This window comes from Corallococcus silvisoli, from assembly GCF_009909145.1.
Taxonomy (GTDB): domain Bacteria; phylum Myxococcota; class Myxococcia; order Myxococcales; family Myxococcaceae; genus Corallococcus; species Corallococcus silvisoli.
In genome coordinates this window covers 106,466-133,008 of sequence record NZ_JAAAPJ010000007.1, presented here as the reverse complement: position 1 = coordinate 133,008, position 26,543 = coordinate 106,466, and the positions used below count along the sequence as shown (strand labels likewise).

The window sequence follows — 26,543 nt, the reverse complement described above, 5'->3', positions numbered from 1 at the left end:
TTCCATTCAGAGTTCCCCGCGCGGTGCGCGCGCTCGCGTTCGGCGGGCTGTTCGCCGCGCTGATTCCCCTCTCGTCGCTGGCGGCGCCCACGTCCGTGACAGTCATTGGCGACCTGCAGACCGAAGCGGGCTGCGCGGCGGACAACGACCCGACCTGCGCGCAGACGGCGCTGACGTACGACGCGGCGGATGACAAGTGGCAGGGCTCGTTCAACGTGCCGGTGGGCACGTGGCACTTCAAGGTCGCGCTGGACGGCACCCTGGCCCAGACGCACGGCGGCCCCGGCGGCGCGGACGTGGTGCTGAAGCAGACGACGGCGGGGGCGGTGAAGTTCTACTTCGACGCCACGACGCTGTACGTGACGAGCAACCGCTCCAGCACCATCGCGACGGTGGCGGGCACGCTCCAGGCACAGCTGGGCTGTCCGGGTGACTGGTCGCCGGACTGCCTGCGCACGATGATGCAGGACCCGGACGGCGACGGCATCTACACCTTCACCACGAAGGCGCTGACGAAGGGCAACTACGAGTGCAAGGTCGCGCTCGACGAGAACTGGACCACGGCCTACCCCAGCAGCAACGCCACGTTCACCGTGGAGGAGGACGGCCAGGAGATGGTGTTCACCTTCGACTCCGGCGAATCCAAGAAGGTCACCATCCGGGCCGCGGGCGCGCCCGCGGGCAACCTGCTGCTGGCGCGGGCGCATTGGATCGCGCGCGACACGGTGGTGTGGAGCCCGGAGGTCGCGGTGCCCGAAGGCACGGTGTTCAAGCTGCACACGGCTCCCACGGGGGGCATGACGCTCGACAGCACCGGCGTGCAGGGCGGCGGCGCCGTGACGCTGACGCTGGACGCCGCGGGCCTCAGCGCGGCGCAGGCGGCGCGCTTCCCGAACCTCGTGGGCCGCAAGGTGCTCAAGCTCTCGCAGGCGGACGTGGCGAACGCGGCCACGTGGCTCAAGGGCCAGGTGGCCCTGTCCGCGACGAGCGCGGCGGGCGTGCTGCTGGACGCCACCAGCGCGCAGCTGGCGGGCGCGCTGGACGACCTGGACACGTATGACGGCGCGCTGGGCGTGACGTTCGCGGCCGGCATCCCCACGCTGCGCGTCTGGGCGCCCACCGCGAAGAGCGTGAACGTGCTCCTGTTCGACGGGGCCAACCCCGCGGGGACCTTCTCCCGCGTGGCCATGACGGCCGGGGCCAAGGGCGTGTGGAGCGCGACCGGCGACGCGACGTGGAAGAACCGCTTCTACCTGTACGAGGTGGAGGTCTACGCCCGCAGGGAAGGCCGGGTGGTCACCAACCGCGTCACCGACCCGTACTCGGTGGCCCTGTCCATCAACAGCGAGCTCAGCCAGGTGGTGGACCTGGCGGACGCCACGCTCGCGCCGCAGGGCTGGAGCGCGCTGGCGAAGCCGAAGCTGGAGGCCCCGGAGGACATCGTCCTCTATGAGCTGCACGCGCGCGACTTCAGCATCAACGACCTGACGGTGCCGGAGAACGAGCGCGGCACGTTCAAGGCGTTCACGCGGGACTCGGACGGCATGAAGCACCTGACGCGGCTGGCGAAGGCGGGCCTGACGCACGTGCACCTGCTGCCGGTGTTCGACATCGCGACCATCAACGAGGACCGCGCGCAGCAGCAGAAGCCCGCGGGCGACCTGGTGTCGCTGCCGCCGGACTCCGACCAGCAGCAGGCCGCGGTGAAGGCCGTGGCGGACCTGGACGGCTTCAACTGGGGCTATGACCCGTACCACTACACGGTGCCGGAGGGCAGCTACTCCACGAACGCGCAGGGCCCCACGCGCACGGTGGAGTTCCGGGAGATGGTCCAGTCGCTCAACCAGCACGGCCTGCGCGTGGTGATGGACGTGGTCTACAACCACACCAACGCCTCCGGGCAGAACGCCAGGAGCGTGCTGGACCGCATCGTGCCGGGCTACTACCACCGCCTCAGCGACGACGGGAACGTGGAGACGAGCACCTGCTGCCAGAACACCGCGTCCGAGAACGCGATGATGGAGAAGCTGCTCATCGACTCCGTCATGACGTGGGCCACGGCCTACAAGGTGGACGGCTTCCGCTTCGACCTGATGGGCCACCACATGAAGTCCAACATGGTGAAGCTGCGCGCCACGCTGGACGCGCTCACCGTGGAGAAGGACGGCGTGGACGGCAAGGCCATCTACGTCTACGGCGAGGGCTGGGACTTCGAAGAGGTGAAGAACAACGCGCGCGGCGTCAACGCCACGCAGGCCAACATGGCGGGCACGGGCATCGGCACGTTCAACGACCGCCTGCGCGACGCGGCCCGCGGCGGTGGCCCCTTCAGCGGGCTCCAGGACCAGGGCTTCATCAGCGGCCTGCTCTCCGCCCCGAACAACACGAACCAGGGCACGGAGGCGGCGCAGAAGGACCGGCTGCTCGTCTACGGGGATTGGATCCGCGTGGGCCTGACGGGCAACCTGAAGGACTACCCGCTGGTGGACCGTACCGGCAAGACCGTGACGGGCGAGGGCGTGGACTACAACGGCGCCAAGGCCGGCTACACGCTGGACCCGCAGGAGGTCATCACCTACGTCTCCGCGCACGACAACGAGACGCTGTTCGACGCCATCCAGCTGAAGGCGCCGCGCGACCTGACCATGGCCGAGCGCGTGCGGATGCAGAACCTGGGGCTGTCGCTGGTGGCGCTGAGCCAGGGCATCCCGTTCTTCCACGCGGGCGACGAGCTGCTGCGCTCCAAGTCGCTGGACCGCAACAGCTACAACTCCGGTGACTGGTTCAACAAGCTGGACTGGACGTACCAGTCCAACAACTGGGGCGTGGGCCTGCCGCCGGCGGCGGACAACGAGGGCAACTGGCAGCTCTTCAAGCCGATGCTGGCGGACGCGGCGCTGAAGCCGTCGCCCGCGGACATCCTCCGGGCGCGCGACCACTTCGAGGAGCTGCTGGCCATCCGCAAGAGCTCGCGGCTGTTCCGCCTGCGCACGGGCGCGGAGGTGACGCAGCTGGTGCGCTTCGAGAACACCGGCCCGAACCAGATCCCCGGCCTCATCGTGATGGCGATGCAGGACCACGGCACGAACGAGGAGGGCAAGCGCGCCATCGTGCTGTTCAACGGCACGAACGCGGCCCAGACGTTCAAGGCGGACGGCTACAAGTCGCTGAAGCTGAAGCTGCACCCGGTGCAGCAGGCGTCCACGGACCCGGTGGTGCGCACCTCCGCGTACGACGCGGCCACCGGCGGCTTCACGGTGCCCGCGCGCACCACCGCGGTGTTCGTCTCCGAGGACAAGGTGGTGGATCCGGATCCAGGGGACCCGCAGGAGCCGCAGGACCCGGACAAGTCCGACGGCTGCGGCTGCCAGAGCACGGTGCCCGGCCCGCTGGGCGCCGTCAGCCTGCTGATGCTGTGCGGTCTGGCGCTGAAGCTGCGCCGCCGCCGGGCGTAGTCACCGCCTGGAAATGAAGCGGGCCCCAGAGGCGGCAGGTGCGCGCGTCCGGGGCCCGAGCTGTTTCAGGGGCGAGGGGGCCTCACGGCAAGGTGAGGATCTCCGCGCCCGTGTCGGTGACGAGCAGGGTGTGCTCGAACTGGGCGCTGCGCATCCCGTCCGCGGTGACGACGGTCCAGTCGTCGTTCCAGGTGCGGTGGTCCCAGTGGCCCTGGTTGATCATCGGCTCGACGGTGAAGATCATCCCCGGCTGCATCACCGTGTCGGCCTCCGGCTCGTAGTAGTGCGGGACCTGGAGCGAGGTGTGGAAGGTCTCCCCGATGCCGTGGCCGCAGTAGGCGCGCACGACGCTGGTGCCGTTCTTGACGGCGTGGGCCTCCACCGCGCGGCCAATGTCGCTGATGGGGCGGCCGGGCTTCACGGCCGCGATGCCGATGTCCAGGCACTCCCTGGCGATCTGCACCAGCCGCTGGTGCTGCGGCTCCACGTTGCCGACCAGGTACGTGGCCGAGCAGTCGCCGTGGACGCCATCCAGGTAGATGGTGATGTCCAGGTTGACGATGTCCCCGTCCTCCAGGGCGCGGCTGTCCGGGATGCCGTGACAGATGACCTCGTTGACGGAGGTGCAGAGCGACTTGGGGAAGCGGTGGTAGTTGAGCGTGCTGGGGTAGCCGCCGCGCTTGAGGTAGGCCTCGTGGGCGATGGCGTCCAGCTCGTCGGTCGTGATGCCCACGCGCACGTGCTGGGCGGTCTCCACCAGCACCTGGGCGGCGGCCTGACAGGCGCGGCGCATGCGGGCGATGACGTCCGGCGACTTCACGTCCGGTTCGTTCCGCGAGCGCGAGGGCCGGCCGCTGACGGAGTCCGCGTAGTCCGGCCGGCCAATGGTCAGCGGCACGACGCGGCGCGGGCTGACGAGCCCGGGGCGGACGCCCTTGCGGGCGGCGGTGTCCGTGCCCTTCTTGCGGGCCTCCACGGTGTCGGCGCCGCGGTGGCACTTCTTGTACTTGGAGCCACTGCCGCACCAGCAGGCGTCATTGGGCCCGGGCAGGACGGCGGGGGCGGTTCGAGGGGTAGCGGTGGTCATCGGGAGCCTCCGGAGCGGATTTCGGTGGTGGCGGCCTGGCGGGCGCGGGCCCAGCGGAGCATCTGGGGTTTGAGCCAGAGGCGCGGACGCCCGGCGCCCAGGTCGAGCACCGGACGGGGCATGTCCGGGTAGCGGCGCAGGTACGTGCTGACGCTGTTGGGGTGGCGCAGGCGCAGCAGGCCCGCCACCTCCTGGGCATCAATCAGGTCCTTCGTATTCACCAGGGGGCACATGGGCGGTGTCTATACCCGTAGACACGCGCGGATGCACGGATTCCTTCCCCGGCGCGGGCGGGCGGCCAGGGGCCTGTCCGCTCCTGGAAACGACGAAGCCCCGGGAGCCTGTGGCACCCGGGGCTTCAGACCGCGGCGACGTCAGCCGGGGACTACTCCGCCCACCAGGTCTCGGCCAGCACGCTGAAGCCGGTCGTGGTGTCCACGTAGATGGAGATGTTGTGGCGGCTCCACGGGTCATCCGAGTAGCTGAGGATGCAGCCCTTGAAGGAGCGGCCCGCGGTCAGCGCCGCCAGGTTGTCGCGGCCCGCCTTCAGCACCGGCGCGGAGATCGTGACGTCACCGTTGATGCCGGTGATGGAGCGCTCGACCGCGGCGATGACCTCGGCGGAGTCGGCCAGGTTCGGACGGATCCTGGCGTAGCGAGGGACGCTCTTCGGCTCCAGGCCGAAGCACTCCTTGTCGTCGCCATAGCCGTGGGAGGCGGTCGCGATCTTCCACCAGTCGAAGTGGCGCAGGGTGGTGACGCCAGTGGAGCCATTGCTGGGGATGGCATTCACCGCGGCGAAGAGCGCCTCCAGGGGGCGGCTCAGCGTGGCCGCGTTCCGGATGTTGCGGAAGCTCACGTCACCGATGCCGGTCGTGTCCGCGATCTGCTGCGCGGTGGTGAAGGGACGGTGGCCCAGCAGGTTCACGGCGCCGTTCCACGCGTTCGGCAGGACGTCGTGCAGCTCCGAGTCGTCGATGCTGTTCACCAGCGCCACGATGGCGGTCTGGTCGTCGCGGGAGATGGCGAGGCCATCGATGATGCCGACACAGGCCGCGTCGATGTACTCCAGCCTGCGGGCGCCGCCTTCGAGCTGCTTCAGCCGGGTCGGGCCCACCAGCGGCACGGAGGACAGGTCCGCCAGCGAGGTGAACTGCGCCGTCGCGCGGCGGTTCACGATGTTGGTGACGACGTTGCTGGGCAGGATGCTGTCCAGGACCTGGTACGACGCCGTGTTCGCGAACTGGAGGATGCCCGAGCAGTCCTCGGCCACGTCCACGTTCGTCTGCGTGAGGACGGGCGCCTGCTGCTGCGCGACGGACGGAGCGGACTCGGAGGCGGTTTCGGCTTCGATACCGCCACAACCGGCGAACACGCTCAAGGCGAGAAGAGTTGAACCAAGGCGACGCATCAGGAACTCCTGATTAGGGGGGAGAAACTGCGATGTGACGCGGCTGAATACACCAAATCCGTCTGACACACCCCGCTCGTTCCACGGCCCGTGCGTGTCACGTTTCAGCAACCCCCGACTTGTTCCGCTGTGAGCATCCCTCCGCCAGGACGCGGGGTGAGGATTCCTGACGTCGGAGCACATGGCTGTGGGGGCGGGTCTCCGGCGAGTAGACCTTCCAGGTTGAATTGTGTTCGTGGGACTCTGAAGGTCCATGACTCCTGAAGCGTCACAAGTCTTTCCCGGGGCGCTCCAGCCGGGTGTGCTGGTGGGGCGCTGGCGGGTGCTGGGGACACTGGGAGTGGGCGGATACGGAGCGGTCTACCGGGTGGAGCCGCTGGAGGAGCCAGGGAGGATGTTCGCGCTCAAGCTCTCGCTGCATCCGGAGCCTGCGCGGGCGTTGAGGGAGATGGCGCTGCTGCTGGACCGGGCATGGCATCCGAACGTCGTGCGGGTGCATGCGGTGGGGCGGTGGCCTGACCCGGTGGAGGGACTGCCCTACTTCGTCATGGACTGCGTGGAGGGGCTGGCGCTCCACGGCTGGGCGGAGGCGGAGAACCCCACCTTCCGGCAGCTGGCGCTGGTGGGGGGCTCGGTGGCGATGACGCTGGGCGTGTTGCATGCCCGGGGCGTGCTGCACCGCGACCTGAAGCCGGAGCACATCCTGGTGCGCGCGCGGGGCAACGTGCCGGTGTTGATCGACTTCGGCGCGGGGGACCAGGCGGGGGCCACCACGCTCACGACCACCACCCTGCCCCCGGGCACGCTGCACCTGCGCAGCCCGGAGGCCATCCGCTTCCAGCAGCTCCACTGGCGGCAGCCCGAGCTGCGCTATCCGTCCTCCGCGGCGGATGACCTGTATGCCCTGGGCGTGTGCCTGTATCGCGCGGCCACGGGGCACTATCCGTTCTCACCGGAGCTGACGCCGGAGCTGCTCACGGTGGCCATCACGGAGCGGCTGCCGCCCTCTCCCCGGGACATCAACCCGCAGGTGCCGGAGCCGCTGGCCCGGGCCATCCTGCGGCTGCTGGAGAAGGAGCCCGAGGAGCGGCCCCGCACGGGAGAGGCCGCGCATTCGGAGCTCATGCGGGGGTTGCTCTCCAGCGGGGCGGAGGCGTTCGAGGCACGCCTGTTCGATGAGGTCCCCGGCACGCCCAACCAGATCCAGCGTCCGGCCTGGCCCACGCGGCCCTACGTGAAGTCAGCGCCCCGGCCGCGGACAACTCCCGTGCCCCCCGCGCGGGGCCGGTGGCCGGCGTGGGGTTGGGTGGGATTGGCGGTGGGCCTGGGGCTGCTGGTCGCGGGGCCGAGGACCTGGGAGGTCCTGCTGCGCGGCTGGACTCGCCATCCAACCCCACAGGTCATTGAGAGTGAATCCTCCTCCACTGGTCATAAACTGGCCAGCGCGCCGGACCGCCCGCACAGTGTTCCTGTCGCCGCCCCGCAGCCTCCGGGGCCTCCACCGGCGACCGTCGCCTCCGTGGCGGCGCCTCCCGAGGAACACGCCACCGTGACCCCCAAGCCCCCTGCTCCGTCTTCCCCGAAGCCCAGCCGTCCCCTCAAGGCCGCCGCGCTCGCGTCGTGCATGGGCGTGGCGTGCGCCAGCGGCGCGCCCTACGTGGATCGCCCCACGCCCCCAGCCGAGGACTGCCCCGAGGTCGCCATCGCGACCATGCGGAAGCTGAACATCTATGACTTCCAGTGGGGTGGGCGGTTCATCTACAGATCCGACGACGAGTTCGTGACGGTTCGCGAGGGACGGGCCAACGTCTATTCGACGAACAGCCAAGGGTTGGCGAGGCGGGCCTCCATGTTCAGCGGGAACATCTACATCGGCGCCCAGCGGGTCTACGGCCGCTTCACCCAGCTCCGCATGAAGGATGACGATGAGATCTATCCGGTCTGCATCGAGCTCTGGACCCTGGAGGACCGTCAGCGCGGTGTGCCTCGGAACAAGGGAGGAGACGAGAACACCGCCATCGTCACCAATGACGTCTCCATCCAGGCCGTGACTCGGTTTGAATGATTCAAGGGGAAGCGAGTGCTCCTTTTCCTTCTCCCGCTCCTCGCGCTCACGGGCGACGGGACTCCCGAGGCCTCCGCGGCGCAGCCACGCCTCACGTGTGACACTCCCGCGGAGCTGACCGCACTGCTGGCCAACGGGGTGTTGGATCAACGCGGGCTCGTGGGGCTGCGCCTCCATCTCCCAGGCCTTCCCGGGCACGCCGCGGAGTCCCTGGCGGCGTGGAGCTTCCGCGGCAAGAGCCGGGTCGCCCTGCTCATCCAACTTCCCGAGGCGGTGTTGCCCGCGAGCAGGATGGTCCGTGCCACCCTCCGCGCCTCGAGCCCGCGGTCCGAGCTGAAGGTCCTCGGCGTCCTTCAGCTGGCGCCGACGCCCACGGAGCCCGACACACGCGTCGTGGTGGAAGCGGAAGCGGAGTTCCGAGACGCCCATGGCGTCTACACCCTGGAGCTGCAGGACGCGGAGGGCCAACGCATCCTGGTGCTCACCCGGGTGCGGTTTCCGCCGCTTTGAGCCGCCGCCGCGCGCTCACGGAGTGGAGCGGCACGGGAGGCCCGCCTGAAGGCCTCCGGCCCCTACTTCGCGGCGGACTCCACGGACAGCGACTTCGCCCGCTTCTCCACCGCGCGCAGCGTCTCCACCACCGCGTCCTTCTGCCCCACGTTGGCCAGGAACCCCGGGATGGACCCCGCGGGATCCACCGTGAACCGGTAGACCGCCCAGGAGGCGCCCTCGCCCTTCGGCTCCACCTTCCAGCTGCCCTCGTTCAACCGCAGGCGCACCACGTCGCGCCGCGCCGGGAACGCGTCCGGCTCCGCCTGCCAGCGCTGCTGGTAGACGCCCGTGCCATCCGGCGCGACCTTCGACTCCGTGACCACCCGTGAGATGTAGTCGCGCGAGGACACCACCGGCAGGTCCAGGCGCGTGTACGTGAGCCGCCCGCCGTCGTCCGTCGGCCGCACCACCCGCGACTCCTTCACGTAGGGCATCCACAGCCGGTAGGACTCCGCGTCCTCCAGCGCCGCCTGCACCTGCGCGGCGCTGGCCTTCAGCTCGCCTTCCGCCCACACGTCCTTCGCCTTGGTCCCGGGCCGGGGACGCACCTTCACCACGAACGGCGTCGTGGCCACCGTCTCCCATTCCTCCGCCCCCGCCACGCCCGACACCCACAGCGCCGCCACCGCCATGGCCCAGCTCCACCGCCGCGTCATTCCCGACATGCGCCTGCCCCTCGGTCCCGCGCGCTTCCGGCGTTTCGCGTCGCGCGCGTCATCCATATCCCATCTTTCCGACACCCGGATGACCCGCGCCCGACCATGAAACGACGCGGGTGCACGGGCCGCTCGACATTGACCTCCGGCCTTGGCAAGCCTTGCTCCCATGAGTCCTCACCTCTTCGGTCCTCCGCCCGAGCGCGGCCTGTTCTGCAACCGCACCCTCAACATGCGCGCCATCAAGGCCGTGGGCTACGACATGGACTACACGCTCATCCACTACCGCGTGGAGGCGTGGGAACGCCGCGCCTACGAATACATTCGCGACCGTCTGGTGGAGCAGGGCTGGCCCGTGGCCGACCTGACGTTCGACCCGATGCTCGCCATCCGCGGCCTCATCATCGACACCGCCAAGGGCAACCTGCTCAAGGCCAACCGCTTCGGCTTCGTGAAGAAGGCGCTCCACGGCAGCAAGGCCATGGGCTTCGACGCGCAGCGCGACGCCTACAACCGCACCGTCATCGACCTGGCGGACCGCCGCTGGGTGTTCCTCAACACGCTCTTCTCCCTCTCCGAGGCCTGCATCTACGCGCAGCTCGTGGACCGCCTGGACGCGGGCCAGCTCCCGGGCCCCATGGGCTACGCGGACCTCTATGAGCACGTCCGCAAGAACCTGGACGCCACGCACATGCAGGGGCGCCTCAAGGCGGAGATCATCGCGGACCCCGAGCGCTACGTGCTGGACGACCCGGAGACGCCGCTCGCGCTGCTGGACCAGAAGAACGCCGGCAAGAAGCTGCTGCTCATCACCAACAGCGAGTGGGCCTACACCGAGCCCATGATGCACTTCGCCTTCGACCGGCACCTGCCCGACGGCATGACCTGGCGCCAGCTCTTCGACGTCGTCATCGTCAGCGCGCGCAAGCCGGAGTTCTTCACCACCCGCTCCACCCTCTTCGAGGTCGTGGAGGCCAATGGCGAGGCGCTGCTGCGTCCGCACTCCGGACCGCTCGACAAGAACACGCCCTACTTCGGCGGCAGCGCGCTGGAGCTGGAGCGCCACCTGGGCCTGTCCGGCGATGAAATCCTCTACGTGGGCGACCACATGTTCGGCGACGTCCACGTCTCCAAGAACGTGCTGCGCTGGCGCACCGCGCTCATCCTGCGCGAGCTGGAGGACGAGGTGCGCGCCATCGCCGCCTTCCGCGCCACCGAGGTGCGCATCGGAGAGCGCATGCTCAAGAAAGAGCAGCTGGAGGCGGAGAGCTGCCAGGTCCGCCTGGAGCTGCAGCGCCGCCGCCACCAGTACGGCCCGCGCACCGACGCCACGGAGGGCGAGCTGGTGACGCGCCTCACCGAGCTGCGCGCCGCGCAGGAGGCGCTGGACGCGGAGCTGGGCCCCATGGCGCGGGCCGCCAGCGAGCTGTCCAACCCGCACTGGGGCCTGCTCACCCGCGCCGGCAACGACAAGAGCCACCTGGCGCGGCAGGTGGAGCGCTACGCGGACATCTACACGTCGCGCGTGAGCAACTTCCTCTTCGCGACCCCGTTCGTCTACCTGCGCAGCCCGCGCGGCAGCCTCCCGCACGACCCCAGCCTCCCGGGCGGCACCCCGGTGTTCACCACCGGCGACGGCGCGGGCGCCGGCCCCCAGGAGTAGCGGGCCTCCCCTCTGGCGCCTACTGCGTGAGGCGCCAGAGGGCCTGCAGGTCCGCCGGGAGGTTGCTGGCCACCTTGTCGGCCTCGCCCTCTGAAATCTGGTCCTGGAACGCGCGCAGCACCGAGCGCACCACCAGCTCCGCACGCTCCACCGGCATCTGGAGATCCTCCGCCACCGACTCCACCAGCGCCTCGCGGCCGAAGCGCCGGGTGCGCGGGGGACGCTCCTCCGCGGGAGGCAGGAAGGCCACCAGCAGGCGCGGCAGCTGCGACTCCAGGTTGCGCGCCCCGTCCGGCATGAGGCGGCGCTCCAGCGCGCCCAGCACGGACACGGCGGCGCACTCCGCCAGGGCGGGGGGCAGCGCGCTCAGCTCGCACAGGTGGCGGATGAACGCCGCGTAGGTGGCGCGCACGTGGGCCTCGTGCCGCCGCTCGTGCCGGTCCTGCTTGTCGGTTTCGTTCTCGTGGGCCTGGGCCATGGGAGGCACCTCTTGGGGGAAAGGGGGACGGGAGCAACCTCAAGGTGCGCACCGGGCAGCCGGACCGCGGCCGGCGGGCAGGCGGGCCCCGGCCCCCGGCGCCCCACCTCCGCCCGGGAACCCCGGGGAATCGCTCCTAAGCGCCCGGAGTTACTGAACATGTGTCCAGACCTGCGAAGGGAGGGCGACCTGGCGACCCGGCGCGTGAACCGGCCATGTCAGACCCCTCTCGTATGAATGATCGCGTGAGCCACTCGACCCCGCCATCGTCTCCGTCGCGAGTCCTGGAGCAGCGCAACCTGCTGGGAGGCCTGGACCTCCTGCCCGTGCTGGGCCGGGGCAACCGCAAGCGCGCACGCCAGTTCCATGTCGCCACGGAGCGGAAGCTGGGGTTCGCCGCCGCGCTGGCGCTGGTGGTGGAGCACGGCCGCGAGAAGGCGAAGGAGACGGGCACCACGTCGATGACGCGCTGCCCGCGCTGCGGCCACGTGGGGCCCACGGCGCAGGACTTCGGCTTCCGCATCATGAGCCAGGGCCAGCGCCGCCCGCAGTCCTGGTGCCGCGGCTGCCGCGGGCAGCACGTGGAGCCGGTGAGCGCCGCCGCGCCCCGCCCCGAGGACGGCTGGCTGTTCCCGCTGGAGGCCATGAGCCCGCAGAAGGCCCGGCCGGCGGGCAAGTCCGGCAAGCCCAAGGCGAAGAAGCGCGCCCGCCGCGATAACGAAGACCTCACCTGAAGCGACCGTGCGCTCCGGGGGGAGGAGCGCCGTCCTCGCCACCGAGCGCTCGCGTCCCGCATGCACCCGGAGCGGCCCCTGTCCCGCCCGTCGCCAGGGATGGCACCGCCCCCCTGGGGTTCCTACCTCTTCCTCAAGGAGGACCTCCATGTCCGTGCGGACCCGAATGGCAGGGATCAAGAACAAGCGACGCGTGGATGCCCATGCGGCGCAGGCCAGTGTGCAGGCCAGCCATGGGCGCAAGACGCTGCCCCACGACGACGCAGCGGCGCTCTTGCGACAGAAGGAACTGAAGCGCGTGACGCTGGGCCCCGCCGCCAGCGACCACGGCCCCAAGCGCAACAACCGGGGCACGGGACTGCGGGGGCGCAAGAAGGCTCCCAGCCAAATCCATATCAAGCGCGCGGGTGGCCCACGCGACCGCTCCCGGCTGCACGGAGGCTGAAGACGCCGCGGCCCGCGGCCCCAGGAAACGACGACGCCCCGCGTGGCGGACGGAAACCCCTTCCTGCGAAGGGCCGTCTTCCACCGCGGGGCGCGGTACTGCTGGGGGGGTGGTGCGAGAGCGCCGGTCAGTAACCGACGTAGCCGCTGCCGTTGTTCAGGCCCTGGATGCCGGGGACGTTGGACGTGGAGCCGTAGCGCTCGATGGAGTAGCGGACGCCGGCGATGATGTTGTCCACCGGGTTGCGGATGTTGTCGTGGCCGGGGAGCTTGTACGAATCGAACGTCGGCTGGATGGTCTGCATCAGGCCGATGGAGGGCGTGCCCTGCTGCGCGTTGGAGTCCCAGAGGTTGATGGCGTTCGGGTTGCCGCTGGACTCGTGCTCGATGATCTTCGCGATGTCCTGCGCGTTCATCTTGTCCGTGGGGACGCCGTTGGCCTTGAGGATGTCCATGGCCTGCTTGATCCAATCACCGACCTGGCCCGGGGGCACGTCGCCCACGGACTGCGCGCCCTGCGCCGGGTCCGCGCCGCCCGTCAGGTTCGGGCCGTTGCGGACGCCCTGCGCCTGGAACTCATCCTTGCTGCCCGGGATGTTGAGGTTCGCGTCCGCGTAGATGAGGTCCTTGTTGGTGATGTTGGGGTTCGCCTTCATCAGCGAATCCACATCCGTGTTGAAGCGCTTCGCGAGCCCGCTCAGCGTGTCACCCGACTTGATCCGGTAGTCGCTCATCTGGAGAACCCTCGCGATTGCAGAAAACGTGGATGCCAGATTCTCGGAAGAAGGTTCACGGAGTTTCGCCTACATTTGCGGTTTTGTAGGCGCTTTCACCCGGAGTCATGAGCTGAACCGACGTCCTGGAATCCTCCGCTGGGGCTGTCGCAAGAGAAGCCCCAGCAGGGCAGCGAGTGTAGCGCCCAGGGCGCCCGGGCTGCTGGCGCACCCGCCTCTTCCGCCGGGGTTCGGGTCCCCAGGTGTTGACGGGTCCACTGTCGGCTCGCAGGGGGTGAAGCAGCGGCAGGCGTCGTCGCCCTCCACCTCCAGCCGGGCGCACACCCCCTGGGCACCGCACGCGGCGTCCTCCGTGCACGCCGCCCCGAAGGTCCCCGCCTGGAGCGAGGGCAGGAGGCACCGGGCGGGGTCCTCCCCGGCGGCGACGCAGAGCAGGCCCGCGGGGCAGTCCGCGTCGTCGACGCAGTCCTCCTGACAGAGGGCGTCCAGGGGCAGGGGCGCGGCGGGAGCGGGCGCCGGCGTTTCTTCCAGGAAGGGGCCCAGGAAGTCCGCCAGGGCATCCACCCGGATCTGGACCGCCTCCGCATGACAGGCCACGTCCCCGCTCACGGTCAGGCCCCACAGCCGTTCGTTCCCCGCAGGGCCCCCCAGCACCGGGCCCCCGCTGTCGCCCACGCAGCTCATGGCCGGGGCGGGGCCGGCCTGGAAGGCGTTGCCCGTCACGGCCGTCACCTGGAGGTGCCCCTGGCGCCGCTGCCCCGAGGAGCGGTTGGCGTCCTTCGTGTCCCCGTAGCCCACCGCCCGCACGGTGTCGCCCGGGGCCACCGGGGCGTCGCCTCCGCCGGGCAAACGGAAGGGCGCGACGTCCGTCACCGGCACCGCCAGCCGCAGGAGGGCCGCGTCCCAGGCGTGCGTGGCCGGGACGTAGCCGGGGTGGGCCCGCGCGCGGGTGACGCGCACGAACCGCCCTCCGGGCCCTGGCACCGGGAGCAGGGTGGGCCCCAGGAAGACCTCATAGGGGCCCGCCTCCCCGAAGGCCGCCAGGCAGTGCGCCGCCGTCAGCACCACGTCCGGGGCGATGAGGGCCCCGGAGCACAGGAGCACCGGGGCCTCTCCCCCGCAGCGCGCACGGCGGGCCACCAGCGCCACGGCCGCCGCGTCCCCGGGCGCGTCCGTCCCCTGGACGATGCCCCATGCCCGGGAGCCCCCCGGTGGGGTGGCGTCCGCCGGGCTGGCGGAGGGCAGGCAGGCGGGCAGGAGGAGGGCGGCGAGCGCAACCCCCCTCGGGGGTCGGCATCCTGTCGGGTCCCGGGCGGACGTGGTGGACCGTTTCGCCATGGGGCGCATCATAGGCAACAGGGGGTCATGGGAATGGGGGGTGCCCCGCGTTACCTTGCCCCCGGGGGACGTGAACCGGATAGAGTCCGTTGCACGTCTCCCTGCCCCGAGGGGCGGAAGGCCTGCCTGCCTGCCGTCTCCGCCGTAGGGGCCTGCCACATCGAACGGCGCACCACATCTTCACGGGTGGTGGGTCCGTAAACCCTTTTTGGAGGATGTTCACATCATTCGCGAACAGAGAAACAACAGCCGGGGTCCCAACAGGGACCAGAGAACCAACCGCCGCATCCGCGCGCGGGAAGTCCGTGTCGTGGGCTCCGATGGTTCGCAGCTCGGGGTCATGACCATCGAGGCAGCGCTGGAGCGTGCACGCTCCGAGTCGCTCGACCTGGTTGAAGTCAGCCCCATGGCCAAGCCGCCAGTCTGCAAGATCATGGACTACGGCAAGTTCAAGTACGAGGAGAAGAAGAAGGCCTCGGACGCGAAGCGCACGCAGGTGGTCATCCAGCTCAAGGAAGTGAAGCTCCGTCCCAAGACGGAGGAGCACGACTACGAGTTCAAGGTGCGCAACACCCGCCGGTTCATCGAAGAGGGCAACAAGGCCAAGGTCGTCATCCAGTTCCGCGGGCGTGAAATCACGCACAAGGAGTTGGGCAGCGCCATCCTCGATGACGTCATCAAGGACCTGAAGGACGTGGCCGTGGCGGAGCAGCTTCCGCGCATGGAAGGCCGTCAGATGTTCATGATCCTCGCCCCCACGGCGAAGGTCGCGCAGAAGGCGCGCGAGCAGGCGCGGCAGGCCGCCGCGGCCGCCCGCAAGTCCCCGCCCCCGGGCGCGGGCAAGAAGCCCCAGGCGGCCAGCGGTGCCCCGAACGCGGACGGTGCCAACACGGCCCCGGTCGAGTCCGATGGCGCCAGCGACGCGGACGACACGGACAGCGACGAGCAGGACGCCGCGCCCGCGACGACGTAGCCGTTTGGACGGCGCTCGCGTCTCCCCTCACCGGGAGACGCGCTCACGGGCGGTGCCCCTCGGGATGCGTCCCGGGGACCCGCCCATGTCCACCGCGTGACGCAAGCCCTGGGGAACCCTGCCCCCGCGAGCCGGGCAGGACCCGGGTGCGCCGGCGGCGGCCCCACGCCCCCCTCGCGGACGACGGACGCGGCCTCAGCCGCGCGCCACGGTCCTGCCGCCAATGTGCGCGCCCGCGTCGGGCGGGAGCCGGCGGAAGAGGGGCCCGGCCAGCGACGACACGACGCCAATGGCGATGAACGGCAGCAGGAAGCGGTCCGGCGTGAGGCGCACGTCACCGCCGCCGCGCGCCACGTGCAGCATCAGGCCGCCGAAGCTGATGCCCACGCTCAGCGCCATCTGCTGCGTCACCACCGCCATCGTGGAGGCGTTGCTCACCGTCTCCCGGGGGATGTCCGCGTACGCCACCGTGTTGGTGGCGGTGAACTGCAGCGAGCGCATGAAGCCGCTGCTCACGAGCATGCCGATGATGAGCGGGATGGGCGTGCCCGCGCGGAAGAAGGCCGGCACGGCCGTCAGCGCGGCGGTGAGCAGGTTGGACGCGATGAGCGTCTGGCGGAAGCCCACGCGCCGGATGAGCGCGGGCGCCACCGGCTTGCACGCGAAGGCCCCCAACCCCGTCCCGATGGTGACGAGCCCCGCCTCCAGCGGTCCCCAGCCCAGGCCCACCTGGAAGAGCAGCGGCAGGAGGAAGGGCGTGGCGCCCAGGCCAATGCGCACCAGCGCGCCGCCCACCATGCTGGCGCGGAAGGTGGGCACCCGGAGCAGGCGCACGTCGAGCACGGGGCGCGGCGTGCGCAGCGCGTGGCGCACGTAGGCGACGAGCGCCCCCACCGCCACCAGCGCGATGCCGGCCTGCACGCCCCCCGGAACGAGCCCGATGCCCACCGTCTCCGCCGTGCCCATCAGCGCCGTGATGGCGACGACGGCCAGGGCGAAGCCCTTCGTGTCGAACGGGCCGGGGTCTGGCTGGTGCAGCGGGGGCACGAAGCGCGCCACGGCCCACATGCCCAGCACGCCCACCGGCACGTTGATGAAGAAGATCCACGGCCAGTCCGCGACGCCCAGGATGAAGCCCGCGAGCGGCGGCCCCAGCAGCGGCCCCACCAGCGCGGGCATGGTGAACCAGCTCATCGCGGACACCAGCTTCTCGCGCGGCGCCGAGTTGACGACGATGAGCCGGCCCACGGGCGTCATCAGCGCGCCGCCCAGGCCCTGCAGGGTGCGGAAGACCACGAGCTGCGCGAGCGACCGGGAGAAGCCGCACAGCATGGAGCCCACGAGGAACACGACCATCGCGGTCATGAAGACGCGGCGAGGGCCGAAGCGGTCGGCGATCCACCCGCTCGCGGGCGCCAGCACCGCCAGGGCCAGGATGTACGACGTCAGCGCGAGCTTGAGGTGGACGGGGTCCGTCCCGAACGCCACCGACAGCGTGGGCAGCGCGGTGGACAACGCCGTGGAGTCCAGGAACTCCATGAACAGCGCGCTGGCCACCGCGATGGATGCCAGCCGGGAGCCTCGGGAGGAGGTGGCTCCGGAAGTCGTCCCGGCGGAGTCGGTCGCGGTGGAGGAAACGGACACGTCTTGTTCTATGCGCATGACGCGCCGTGCCTGTCACGCGGGCCTGACAGGTGGGTGGCGCGAAGCAGAAGCGAGCGTACTCAGAGCCCGAAGCGTCCGGGCTCCACGTGCCGCGAGCGACGGACCGCCGCCTGGGAGGCAGGCGGGCGGGCGGTGTCCTCCTCCCGACAAGGAGGCGGGCGCGCGAGGCGGCGCTTCACGGGCGCGGGCCCGCGGAGGCTCACGGCTCGGGCGGTTCGTTCCGGGCGGCCTCGGTCAGGACGCGGGCCTCCTCACGCAGCTCATCCAGCCGGACGCGGTGACGCCGCAGGAGCGCGTCCACCTGTTCGACGCGGGCCTTGTCCCCGCGCGTGCGCGCCTCCTGGCGCTCCCCTTCCAACCGCGTCACGTCCCGCCCCAGCAGCGTGGTGATGTGCTCCGTCTTCTCCAGCTTCCAGCGCGCCGTCTGGGGCAGCTCCTCCGCGATGGGGTCGTTCTGCTGAGGCGGCGCGTTGGCCACCTCCGGCTCCGGCGGCACGTCCCCGGGGCTCGGCGGCACCACCGTCGCGGCGGGCTGCCCGGGTTCGGGCGTCCGCGCCGGCACCGCGCGCTTCGGCGCGACCGCCGCCGCGGGCACCGGATCCGCGGCCGGCGCGACCGCTCCAGGGGCGGCGGGCCGGGCCCGCTCTTCCCGGGCCGGCCACGGCGCCACGGCGAGCAGCGCGGCCACCAGCACGCCCGCGCCGCCCAGCATCACCCGCTCACGGTTCCGCATCGTCCGCACCCCTCACAGCCGAAGGCGCCAGCCTTCGCCCTGGCGCTCCACCCGGAAGAGGAACGGCTCCGAGCGCTCCGCGCCTCCCTGCGACACGCGCGCCCGCACGAGCACCGCGTCCGCGTTCCGGCCGTCCACCTTCGCCTCGACGATGTCCACCAGGCGCAGGTCGTGCTCACGCAGGCTCCGCAGCGTGTCCTCGCACGAGGACGCGCCCGCCCCTTGCACCAGCAGCGGGCCCAGCACCGCGCAGTCCCCGGAGGGCAGGGCCTGGAAGAAGCGGCGCACCACCGCCTCCCCCGCCTCCGCCCGCGAGGAGGTCGTCGACGTGCAGCCGAGCGCGGCGAGCCACAGCCCCGCCGCCCCCACCGCGCCCCGCACCACGCGCCCCAGCCGCATCAGTAGCAGTTGGGGGCGAACAGCTCGTCGTCCGTCGCGGACAGGAACTGGTCGTCGCAATAGGCGCTCGCCAGCACGTGGCCGTTGCGCACGCAGCCGTCGTGGTTCGTCGCGTCCACCGTGTACTGCGTGTCGCCGCCGCAGCCCCCGCCGCAGCGGCCGAAGCAGTTGCCCATCACCTTGGGGCGCGACCAGTGGTCCGGCTCGCCGCACACCCAGGTGCTGCCGTTCATGTAGTACTCGTCGCCGTTGCACGACGTGTGGTCTCCCAGCTGGGCGATCTGCTGGTTCTTCGGGTTGTCGAAGCCACCATTGTTGCAGTCGTGCTTCGCGTACGAGTACCAGTTGTACGTGCCGCCGCAGCTGCCCGTGTTCTTGCCGCCGCACTTCGCGTAGCTGCACAGCATGGTGTAGCCGCGGCCCTGCTCGCCCATCACCGTGCGCTTCAGCGCCACGCTCGTGGGGTGCTGCGCCCACAGGCCCACCGCGCGCCGCAGGTACATGGCCTCCGGCGCCGCCGCGTCACCCGCGGGCAGCCCCTGGTTGAGCGCCCCGTAGAGCGCGCCCAGCACCTCGCGGTCCGCCTCCACCACCTGCGTGTCCTGCGCGTTCGCGTCCGCGAAGCCGTCCAGCGACGACACGCCCGACGCCGGGTCCATCAGGCCCGTGAGCGTCATGCCGTGCATCCGCACCTCCAGGCGGTACACCCCGGGCTCCACCTCCCGCGAGGCGAAGGACACCGTCTGCCCGTCCCGTCCCCAGGTGCCCTGGGTCACCCCCGCCTCCGAGCTCAGCGACAGTCCCTCCGGAGCAGCGGGCGGAGCCTCCGTCCCCGCGCCACCACAGCCCCACATCAGCAACGCCGCGACCGCACCACCCAGTGCCTTGCGCATCCGCTTGCATCCTCCGACCAGGACATCTTCCAAGAATTCGAGGCGAGTGCGGGATTACCGGGGGGTGGTTGGAGACACAAGTCGAGGTGCGTCACGGTGGGAGGACAAGCATCCGGACGGCGCGAGGAGGCCGCCTGGCTGTTCACGGTGGACAGGCGAAGAGGGGCGGGGATGTGGCATGACGGGCCCGCGATTCACGTCGTTTCCCCTGTGGAGGAAGTCCCCTTGAGAATCCCCGCGCTCACCGTCGTGGCGGCGCTCGCCGCGACGGGTTGCTCCAACGGCAGCATCACGCAGAACCGCGAGGCCATGGCCCGCGTCGCGGCCAACGCCGCGGCGAAGCCCGCGCTGGCCCCCGTCAAGGGCTCGGAGCCGCTGGCGGGAACGCCGGACGCCTACAAGGCCCTGTGCAAGGCGGACCTGGAGCGGGCGCAGGCGCAGGTGACGGCGCTGAAGAAGTTGGATCCGAAGACGAACGGCATGGGCGTCCTCAAGGCGTACGACGAGGCGCAGACGGCCATCATCAACGCGGCCAACCGCTCCAGCCTCACGCACGAGGTGCACCCGGACGCCGCCATGCGCGACGCGTCCCGCGAGTGCGAGCAGCAGGTGGACGCGACCAGCGTGGCGCTGTCGCAGGACCGCGGCGTGTATGACGCGCTGTCGCTGGTGAACCTGGACAAGGCGGACGAGCCCACGCGTCACTGGGTGGACCGCACGCTGCTGGACTTCCGGCGCGCGGGCGTGGACCGGGACGAGGCCACGCGGGCGAAGGTGAAGACGCTCAACGAGGAGATCCTCAAGCTGGGCCAGCAGTTCGGGCAGAACATCGCGGAGGACACGCGCACCGTGGCCCTCACGGCCAAGGAGCTGGACGGGCTGCCGGAGGACTACAAGAAGGCGCACGCGCCGGGCGCGGACGGCAAGGTGGTCATCACCAGCAACTACCCGGACTACTTCCCGTTCATGACGTACGCGAAGAACGCCAAGGCGCGCGAGAAGCTGTGGCGCGCGTACCGGCAGCGCGCGTTCCCCAAGAACCAGGCGGTGCTCGCGCAGCTCATCGAGAAGCGCAACGAGCTGGCCACGCTGCTGGGCTACGACAACTACGCGGCCTTCACCACCGAGACGCGGATGACGCGCACGCAGCAGGCCGCCGCGGACTTCATCGACCAGCTGGCGCAGGCCACCGAGGGCCGCGCGAAGAAGGAGATGGCGGAGCTCCTGGCGCGCAAGAAGAAGGACGTGAAGGGCGCCACGTCGGTGGATCCGTGGGACCAGGACTACTACGAGGACCGGGTGCGCGCGGAGCGCTTCGGGTTCGACTCGCAGGCGGTGCGGCCCTACCTGGAGTACGCGCGGGTGAAGGACGGCGTGATGGGCATCACGTCCAGCCTGTGGGGCGTGGCCTTCCAGCCGGTGAAGGACGCGAAGACGTGGCACGCCGACGTGGAGGCGTACGACGTCGTGGACGGCGGCAAGCCGCTGGGCCGCATCTACCTGGACATGCACCCGCGCGACGACAAGTACAAGCACGCGGCGCAGTTCGACCTGGTGACGGGCGAGGAGGGCCGGCGGTTGCCGGAGGGCGTGCTGGTGTGCAACTTCCCGCGCCCCGGCGACCTGATGACGCACGACGAGGTGGAGACGTTCTTCCACGAGTTCGGCCACCTGATGCACGCCGTCTTCTCCGGCCACCAGAAGTGGACGCCCATCTCCGGCATCTCCACCGAGCGCGACTTCGTGGAGACGCCGTCCATGCTGCTCCAGCAGTGGGCGGAGCAGCCGGAGGTGCTCAAGAGCTTCGCCAAGCACCATGAGACCAACGAGCCCATCCCCGCGGAGATGGTGGAGAAGCTGCGCGCGTCGAAGGAGTTCGGCCTGGGCCTGTGGGCGCGCCGCCAGCTCTTCCTGTCCGCGGTCAGCCTCCAGTACTACTCGCGCGCGCCGGGCTTCGACACGTCCGCGGTGCTGTCGGAGCTGCAGAAGAAGCTGTCCCCCTTCCGCCACGAGTACCGCGACGGCACCCACTTCGAGCTCGCCTTCGGGCACCTGGATGGGTACTCGGCCGCGTACTACACGTACCTCTGGTCCTCCGTCATCGCGAAGGACCTGGAGTCCGAGTTCCAGCAGAAGGGCTACCTGGATCGCGACACGGCGATGAAGTACCGCAAGACGGTGCTGGAGCCCGGCGGCTCCAAGCCCGCTGGTGAGCTGGTGCAGGACTTCCTCGGCCGGCCGTACGCCTTCGAGGCCTACCGCGCGTACCTCGACGGCGCCTCGAAGACGACGGGCACCGCGAAGGACTCGAAGTAGCCCCGCTTCATCCCGGAGGCAGGCGCGCACCGCCTGCTTCCGGGAGTCCCGCGCCTGCCTGATCCGCCCTCCGGGGAAGGTGTCGGCACGCGGCGCCCCTCCCGGCCCACGGGCGTCGTCGGTCGCGGAACTTCTCTTCTCCTCTCCATCCCCCACGAGGGCTCATCCCTACCCCCGGGGCTGAGCGCGGCGTCGGCCCGTGTCCACGACCGGGCTGGAGTGAGACTTGCTTCGAGCGTCGCCGCCGAGGCCTCGTGGGGGGGCCCGGGGGAGGCGCTCGAGACGTGACAGCCTGCAGTCGGGGATGGCAGGGGATGGGCCTCGCGGTATTGCTGCTCCTGGGGTGCAACGACTCACCGCCCAGGGCCCGGGTGCTGCCGGGACCGGAGGCTCCCGAGGAGCCGAACACCTCCGTGGATCCGCAGGACACGCTGTGTCGCTCCGAGTCGCGCGACCCGGGCCGCGTGACCCTGCACCGCCTCAACCGCGCCGAGTATGACAACACCGTGCGCGACCTGCTGGGGGACACCAGCACGCCCGCGCGCGACTTCCCGCCTGACGACCACGGCTTCGGCTTCGACAACAACGCGGACGTGCTCAGCATGTCTCCGCTGCTGATGGAGAAGTACTCGCACGCGGCCCAGGTGCTGGTGGAGACCGCGTGGGCGAAGGGCCGGTTCTCCGCCTGCGCGCTGAACCCCGCCCAGCCGGAGCCGTGCGCCCGCAAGCTGCTGCGGGACTTCGCGCGCAAGGCCTGGCGCCGCCCGGTGACGGAGCAGGAGGTGGAGGGGCTGGTCGCGTTCATCGCGCGGGCCGGACAGCAAGGGGACGGGCCGGAGGTGGGCGTGAAGCTGGCGCTGCGCTCGGTGCTGGTGTCCCCGCACTTCCTCTTCCGCGTGGAGCTGGACGCGGAGCCCACGTCCACCGCGCCGCACCCCATTGGCGACGTGGAGCTGGCGAGCCGCCTGTCGTACTTCCTCTGGAGCAGCATGCCGGACGAGGCGCTGCTCCAGGCCGCGGAGGGCGGACACCTGCATGAGCCCTCGGTCCTGGAGGCGCAGGTGCGGCGCATGCTGGCGGACCCCAAGGCTCGCGCGCTGGTGGACAACTTCGCGGGCCAGTGGCTCTACACGCGCGCGCTCGACTTCTCCCAGCCGGAGCCGCGCTACGGCTTCGACGAGCCGCTGCGGCAGGCCATGCGCCAGGAGACGCAGCTCGTCTTCCAGGAGTTCGTCAGCGGCAACCACCGGTTCAAGGACCTGCTGGACGCGCCCTTCACCTACGTGAACGACCGGCTGGCCGCGCACTACGGCCTGCCGCTGCCCGGCACCAACGCGATGACGCGCGTGGACCTGCAGGGCCACCCGGAGCGCGCGGGCCTCTTCGGGAAGGGCGCGCTGCTCACCGTCACCGCCAACCCGGATCGCACCTCCCCGGTGAAGCGCGGGGTGTGGGTGCTGGAGCAGCTGCTGTGCAAGGCGCCGCCGCCGCCGCCGCCCGACGCGGGCGGGCTGGCCCCGACGGTGGACCCCACGCTCAACATCAAGGCGCGCATGGCGCAGCACCGCGCGAACCCCACCTGCGCGGGCTGTCACACGCTGATGGATCCGCTGGGCTTCGGCATGGAGAACTTCGACCCGGTGGGCCGCTGGCGCACGAAGGAGGAAGGCGGCGCGGCGGTGGACTCCAGCGGCGAGCTGCCCGGGGGCAAGACGTTCACCGGCGTGGTGGAGCTGCGCGGGGTGGTGAAGCAGGACCCGGACCTGTCCGCCTGCATGACGCGCCACCTGCTCACCTATGCCCTGGGGCGCGGCGCGGAGGCCGCGGACCGCTGCACCGTGCGCGACATCTCCCAGCAAGCCGAGGCCCAGGGGGGCCGTTTCACTGACTACATTCTCGCCATCGTCCGCAGCGGCGCGTTCCTGCAACGGCATGGCGAGGCGGAGGTTTCCAAGCCATGAGCCGCATCCCTGTGTTGTCCCGCCGGACCGTGCTGCGGGGCATGGGCACGCTGCTGGCGCTGCCCCTGCTGGACGTCATGCGTCCCCGGGTGGCCCGCGCCGCCGCGCCCGCGCCCCGCCGCTTCGTGACCTTCTACACGCCCTGCGGCATCCACATGCCCAAGTGGACCCCGGAGGCGGAGGGCGCGGGCTGGGGCCTGACGCCCACGCTGGCGTCGCTGGCGCCGGTGAAGAACGACGTGCTGGTGCTGAGCGGGTTGAACAACCTGCCGGGGAAGCCGGACGGTGACGGACACCACGCCGCCGCGACGGCCGCGTTCCTCAGCTGCCGCAAGGCCTACAAGACCGAAGGCACCAACATCCGCACCGGCATCTCCATGGACCAGGTGCTGGCGAACTCCGTGGGCAAGGCCACGCGCTTCCCGTCGCTGGAGCTGGGCATCGACCAGGGCAAGGGCATTGGCAACTGCGACTCCGGCTACGCGTGCCCGTACGCGAACAACATCGCGTGGGCGGGGCCGGCCACGCCCGTGCCCAAGGAGACGAAGCCCCGCGCCGCCTTCGACCGGCTCTTCGCGGACTTCGATCCGGGCGCCACCCAGGCGGAGCTGGCGAAGCGCAAGGCGTATGGCCTGAGCATCATCGACACCGTGCGCTCCGACGCGAAGGCGCTCGAGGGGAAGCTGGGCACCACCGACCGGCGCAAGCTGGACGAGTACTTCACCGGCGTGCGCGAGCTGGAGCTGCGCGTCAACGCGATGGACGGCATCGGTCCGCAGTGCGGCGCGGTGGCGGCGCCCGCGGACACCGTGGACGTGCGCGAGAAGACGAAGGCGATGCTGGACCTCATCGTGCTCGCGTTCCAGTGCGACCTGACCCGCACGTGCACCTTCATGCTGGGCAACGCGCGCAGCGAGCGCGTGTATTCGTTCCTGGGGCTCTCCGGCGAGCACCACGCGTACTCGCACCACCAGCGGGCCCAGGCCAACTACGACGCGCTGGCGAAGATCGACAAGTGGGAGGTGGAGCAGTTCTCCTACCTCCTCCAGCGGATGAAGGGCGTGCTGGAGGAGGGCGGGACGCTGCTGGACCACAGCGTGGCGTACTTCTCCAGTGAGATCGCCGACGGCAACATGCACGAGCACAAGAACCTGCCCATCCTGCTCGCGGGCCGCGCGGGAGGCGCCATCTCCCCGGGCCGGCACGTGCGCTACCCGGGGGTGCCGCTCGCGAACCTCTACGCGTCCCTGCTCACCATGCTCGGCGTGCCCACGACCACCTTTGGCGACGACGGCACGGGCCCCCTGACCGGCCTGGACGGTTAGGGCCAGGCCGCCTGCCCCGCCCACCCCGGCTGCGCGGCGGCGTCCGGTGCGGCGATGATGTCGCGCATGGCTCTTCCTCTGTTCCGCCGCGGGCCCGCCGCGTTGCTGCTGGCCCTGCTCACCGGGTGTGGCTCCAGCGCGAGCGCGCAGCGCCCGGTGTCCGCCTCCACGAAGGCCTCCGCCACCGCCGCCGCGCGCAAGGCCTCCACGCCCGCGCCGGCGGAGGGCGCCCGCAAGCCGGTGCCGTCCGCCGCGGAGCTGAAGCGCGACATGGTGGCCGCGCACAACGCGGCGCGCGCCCAGGCCTCGCGCCCCACGCCGAAGCCCGCGCTGCCCGCGCTCACCTGGTCCGACGAGGCCGCGCGCAAGGCGGAGGCGTACGCGAAGGAGTGCCGCTTCGAGCACAACCCGAACCGGGGCGCCTTTGGAGAGAACCTGGCCGCCGCGACGCCGGACACCTGGACCACGGCGCAGGTGGTGAAGGGGTGGGCGGACGAGTCCGCCGACTACGACTTCGCGCGCGGCACCTGCAAGCCGGGGAAGATGTGCGGCCACTACACGCAGGTGGTGTGGCGCACCACGAAGGCGGTGGGCTGCGCGACGCGGCTGTGCACGAAGAACTCGCCCTTTGGCGCGAGCGTGGGCACGTGGCAGCTGTGGGTGTGCGACTACGCGCCGCCGGGCAACTGGGTGGGTGAGAAGCCCTACTGAGCCGCGAGCGTGATGACCTGGATGCCGTCCGCCGTGCCCACCGCGAAGCGGCGGTTCGCGGGGTCCATCGCGAACGGGGGCGGGGCCGGCAGGTGGTGGCGGATGCTGCCCAGCGCCAGCCCCGTGTCCAGGGCCTCCCAGCGCTGGACGACGCGGCCGGTGGCGCGCTCCAGGAGCTTGGGGTGGCGGTGGAAGTCCACGACGTGCTCCGGACCCACGACCATCAGCGGGCCCGCGGCGTCCTCCAGCGCCACCTCCGACAGCACCTTGCGCTCCGCGAGCGAGTACGTCCCCAGATAGAACGTGTCACCGTCGCGGGACTCGTCCACGCGGACGAAGGCGAGCGTGTCGCGCGCGACGAAGGCCGCGGACAGGTAGAAGATGCCCCCGTCCTCCGCGTCCATCAGCGCGTCCTGGTCCAGCGACGCGGGCACCTCCAGCGCGCGGGCCACGTCGAACACCTTCACCGCGTCCACCGGGTGCCAGATCCACCCCGCGCTCGACAGGTAGCGCCCGTCCGGGCTGAACTGGAGCCGCGAGTGGAAGATGTCCACGGGGTCGTTGGCGCGCTTCGTGAGGCGCTCGCCCGTGGCGGCGTCCTCCAGCTCCAGCACGCAGTATGACTCCGGGCAGTGGGCCAGCAGCGTGCGGCCGCTGGGCAGGGTGTGCAGCGCGACGGGGTAGTCGTAGACGTGCGCCTGATAGAAGTCGCGCGTGAGCTGCCGCACCACGCGCGTGCCTTCCAGCAGGAGCCCCGTGGTCCCCAGCGATTCGTAGAGCACGCTGAAGCGCCCGTCCGGGGACATCACCGCGCGGTCGAAGCGGTAGGCGAAGCGGACGTGCGGGTCGAAGACCGTACCGTCCAGGTGGTAGCGCACGGCGCCCCCCACCGGGTCCACGAGCGCGTCGCCGCTCCAGCAGAGGGAGGACACGGCGCAGGGGGTCTTCAG

At 70.9% G+C, this 26,543-nt stretch carries 23 protein-coding genes; 11 read left to right on the top strand and 12 right to left on the bottom strand.

What is annotated here, in order from left to right:
* Positions 1-23 precede the first annotated feature (23 nt).
* On the top strand, positions 24-3,455 hold the full coding sequence (gene pulA / locus GTY96_RS14905; RefSeq protein WP_161665074.1) for a pullulanase-type alpha-1,6-glucosidase: 3,432 nt from the start codon (positions 24-26) through the stop codon (positions 3,453-3,455).
* Positions 3,456-3,537: 82 nt separating this feature from the next.
* On the opposite strand, the gene map is transcribed toward pulA, so the two are convergent.
* The 3 genes from map to GTY96_RS14890 form a co-directional block, all read right to left on the bottom strand.
* Positions 3,538-4,542, bottom strand: coding sequence for a type I methionyl aminopeptidase (map, locus tag GTY96_RS14900; protein WP_143903586.1), 1,005 nt, complete (start codon positions 4,540-4,542; stop codon positions 3,538-3,540).
* The gene (locus tag GTY96_RS14895) at positions 4,539-4,763 is read right to left on the bottom strand and encodes a hypothetical protein (protein ID WP_328700884.1); all 225 of its coding nucleotides are present in this window, start codon (positions 4,761-4,763) and stop codon (positions 4,539-4,541) included. The genes map and GTY96_RS14895 overlap by 4 nt, the downstream gene beginning before the upstream one ends.
* 164 nt (positions 4,764-4,927) lie before the next feature.
* Positions 4,928-5,917 (bottom strand): hypothetical protein, encoded by a 990-nt coding sequence (locus GTY96_RS14890; protein WP_328700909.1) that lies wholly within the window; start codon positions 5,915-5,917, stop codon positions 4,928-4,930.
* Between the two features lie 289 nt (positions 5,918-6,206).
* Between GTY96_RS14890 and GTY96_RS14885 the strand changes: the two genes are divergently transcribed.
* Together GTY96_RS14885 and GTY96_RS14880 are read left to right on the top strand one after the other, a co-directional pair.
* Positions 6,207-8,018: a serine/threonine protein kinase gene (locus tag GTY96_RS14885; protein ID WP_161665072.1), complete on the top strand. Its 1,812-nt coding sequence runs from the start codon at positions 6,207-6,209 to the stop codon at positions 8,016-8,018.
* 15 nt (positions 8,019-8,033) lie between these two features.
* Complete coding sequence (locus GTY96_RS14880) at positions 8,034-8,528, top strand: DUF2381 family protein (RefSeq protein WP_161665071.1); 495 nt, start codon at positions 8,034-8,036, stop codon at positions 8,526-8,528.
* A 62-nt stretch (positions 8,529-8,590) separates the two neighbouring features.
* Here GTY96_RS14880 and GTY96_RS14875 read toward each other — a convergent pair whose 3' ends face one another.
* Positions 8,591-9,235 carry an SRPBCC family protein gene (locus GTY96_RS14875; protein WP_143903576.1) on the bottom strand — a complete coding sequence of 215 codons (645 nt, stop codon included), beginning with the start codon at positions 9,233-9,235 and terminating at the stop codon, positions 8,591-8,593.
* A 160-nt stretch (positions 9,236-9,395) separates the two neighbouring features.
* Here GTY96_RS14875 and GTY96_RS14870 point away from each other — a divergent pair, with 160 nt between their 5' ends.
* Complete coding sequence (locus GTY96_RS14870) at positions 9,396-10,889, top strand: HAD-IG family 5'-nucleotidase (protein ID WP_161665070.1); 1,494 nt, start codon at positions 9,396-9,398, stop codon at positions 10,887-10,889.
* A gap of 19 nt (positions 10,890-10,908) precedes the next feature.
* Here the strand turns inward: GTY96_RS14870 and GTY96_RS14865 are convergent, their stop codons facing one another.
* Positions 10,909-11,367 (bottom strand): DUF2267 domain-containing protein, encoded by a 459-nt coding sequence (locus tag GTY96_RS14865; RefSeq protein WP_161665069.1) that lies wholly within the window; start codon positions 11,365-11,367, stop codon positions 10,909-10,911.
* Positions 11,368-11,582: 215 nt separating this feature from the next.
* Between GTY96_RS14865 and GTY96_RS14860 the strand changes: the two genes are divergently transcribed.
* Both GTY96_RS14860 and GTY96_RS14855 read left to right on the top strand, forming a co-directional pair.
* On the top strand, positions 11,583-12,101 hold the full coding sequence (locus GTY96_RS14860; RefSeq protein ID WP_161665068.1) for a hypothetical protein: 519 nt from the start codon (positions 11,583-11,585) through the stop codon (positions 12,099-12,101).
* 148 nt (positions 12,102-12,249) lie between these two features.
* Positions 12,250-12,546 carry a hypothetical protein gene (locus tag GTY96_RS14855; RefSeq protein ID WP_143903568.1) on the top strand — a complete coding sequence of 99 codons (297 nt, stop codon included), beginning with the start codon at positions 12,250-12,252 and terminating at the stop codon, positions 12,544-12,546.
* Between the two features lie 127 nt (positions 12,547-12,673).
* Here the strand turns inward: GTY96_RS14855 and GTY96_RS37635 are convergent, their stop codons facing one another.
* Together GTY96_RS37635 and GTY96_RS14845 are read right to left on the bottom strand one after the other, a co-directional pair.
* The gene (locus GTY96_RS37635; RefSeq protein ID WP_161665067.1) at positions 12,674-13,279 is read right to left on the bottom strand and encodes a transglycosylase SLT domain-containing protein; all 606 of its coding nucleotides are present in this window, start codon (positions 13,277-13,279) and stop codon (positions 12,674-12,676) included.
* 105 nt (positions 13,280-13,384) lie between these two features.
* Positions 13,385-14,617 (bottom strand): S1 family peptidase, encoded by a 1,233-nt coding sequence (locus GTY96_RS14845; protein WP_201756090.1) that lies wholly within the window; start codon positions 14,615-14,617, stop codon positions 13,385-13,387.
* A 223-nt stretch (positions 14,618-14,840) separates the two neighbouring features.
* Between GTY96_RS14845 and infC the strand changes: the two genes are divergently transcribed.
* Positions 14,841-15,590, top strand: coding sequence for a translation initiation factor IF-3 (gene infC / locus GTY96_RS14840; RefSeq protein WP_161665233.1), 750 nt, complete (start codon positions 14,841-14,843; stop codon positions 15,588-15,590).
* Positions 15,591-15,785: 195 nt separating this feature from the next.
* Here the strand turns inward: infC and GTY96_RS14835 are convergent, their stop codons facing one another.
* From GTY96_RS14835 to GTY96_RS14820, 4 genes are all read right to left on the bottom strand, one after another.
* Positions 15,786-17,129: a DHA2 family efflux MFS transporter permease subunit gene (locus GTY96_RS14835; protein WP_235685646.1), complete on the bottom strand. Its 1,344-nt coding sequence runs from the start codon at positions 17,127-17,129 to the stop codon at positions 15,786-15,788.
* A gap of 325 nt (positions 17,130-17,454) precedes the next feature.
* Positions 17,455-17,988, bottom strand: coding sequence for a hypothetical protein (locus GTY96_RS14830; RefSeq protein ID WP_201756088.1), 534 nt, complete (start codon positions 17,986-17,988; stop codon positions 17,455-17,457).
* 12 nt (positions 17,989-18,000) lie between these two features.
* On the bottom strand, positions 18,001-18,387 hold the full coding sequence (locus GTY96_RS14825; RefSeq protein WP_143903560.1) for a hypothetical protein: 387 nt from the start codon (positions 18,385-18,387) through the stop codon (positions 18,001-18,003).
* Entirely contained in the window at positions 18,387-19,280 is an 894-nt protein-coding gene (locus GTY96_RS14820) for a hypothetical protein (protein ID WP_143903558.1), read from the bottom strand. The genes GTY96_RS14825 and GTY96_RS14820 overlap by 1 nt, the downstream gene beginning before the upstream one ends.
* A gap of 171 nt (positions 19,281-19,451) precedes the next feature.
* Between GTY96_RS14820 and GTY96_RS14815 the strand changes: the two genes are divergently transcribed.
* The 4 genes from GTY96_RS14815 (at position 19,452) to GTY96_RS14800 (ending at position 25,593) form a co-directional block, all read left to right on the top strand.
* Positions 19,452-21,596 carry a M3 family metallopeptidase gene (locus GTY96_RS14815; RefSeq protein ID WP_201756087.1) on the top strand — a complete coding sequence of 715 codons (2,145 nt, stop codon included), beginning with the start codon at positions 19,452-19,454 and terminating at the stop codon, positions 21,594-21,596.
* Between the two features lie 314 nt (positions 21,597-21,910).
* Positions 21,911-23,557: a DUF1592 domain-containing protein gene (locus tag GTY96_RS14810; RefSeq protein ID WP_161665065.1), complete on the top strand. Its 1,647-nt coding sequence runs from the start codon at positions 21,911-21,913 to the stop codon at positions 23,555-23,557.
* Positions 23,554-24,882 carry a DUF1552 domain-containing protein gene (locus tag GTY96_RS14805; RefSeq protein WP_143903554.1) on the top strand — a complete coding sequence of 443 codons (1,329 nt, stop codon included), beginning with the start codon at positions 23,554-23,556 and terminating at the stop codon, positions 24,880-24,882. Before GTY96_RS14810 ends, GTY96_RS14805 begins: the two co-directional genes overlap by 4 nt.
* Before the next feature lie 66 nt (positions 24,883-24,948).
* Entirely contained in the window at positions 24,949-25,593 is a 645-nt protein-coding gene (locus GTY96_RS14800; protein ID WP_235685624.1) for a CAP domain-containing protein, read from the top strand.
* Here GTY96_RS14800 and GTY96_RS14795 read toward each other — a convergent pair.
* Positions 25,587-26,525: a hypothetical protein gene (locus GTY96_RS14795; RefSeq protein WP_328700882.1), complete on the bottom strand. Its 939-nt coding sequence runs from the start codon at positions 26,523-26,525 to the stop codon at positions 25,587-25,589. The genes GTY96_RS14800 and GTY96_RS14795 overlap by 7 nt on opposite strands.
* Positions 26,526-26,543: the final 18 nt, after the last annotated feature.